This is a genomic window from Bradyrhizobium sp. NBAIM08 (assembly GCF_020193935.1).
In the GTDB taxonomy this organism is placed as follows: domain Bacteria; phylum Pseudomonadota; class Alphaproteobacteria; order Rhizobiales; family Xanthobacteraceae; genus Bradyrhizobium; species Bradyrhizobium yuanmingense.
The window spans coordinates 1-443 of the sequence record NZ_JADYVR010000403.1 but is presented as its reverse complement, the minus strand read 5'-3'; the positions used below and the strand labels follow the sequence as shown (position 1 = coordinate 443).

General features: G+C 61.2%; 1 pseudogene. It reads right to left on the bottom strand.

Annotated features, from left to right (window positions below):
- Positions 1–443 (bottom strand): annotated as a pseudogene (locus tag I6F37_RS40125) (hypothetical protein); the annotation flags it as partial.

Genomic DNA, 443 nt, shown 5'->3' with positions numbered 1-443 from the left:
GATCTGGGCGCTGATGACGACCGCCTCCGTCGCGAGTTGGGAGCCGACAAATTTTTTGACCGCCCGGACCGACGCGGCGGCGACGCCTTCCGGCGTGATTTCGTCAGACTCGAGCGCGGCCGTTGCGGCGGCGAGTTCGCCTTCCAGGACGTTGCAGGCGAAGAGGACCGGCTTGGCGGTGAGGAGAAAAAACGACTTGAGGAGAGTGGACTCGTCGTCGCTGAGCGGCAAGACGCTTGCAGGCTTTCCTTGATCCAGGTGGGGAAGGAGCTTTTCGATCAACGCCACCTCGGCCTTGGCGAGTTTGTCGCCGGAGCGAGCCTGCTTCTGGGTTTTATCAAGGCGCTTCTGGCAGGCACCCAAATCGGCAAGCACGAGTTCCGTCGTAATGACTTCGATGTCACGTACGGGATCGACCGAGCCACTGACGTGATGGATGTCTG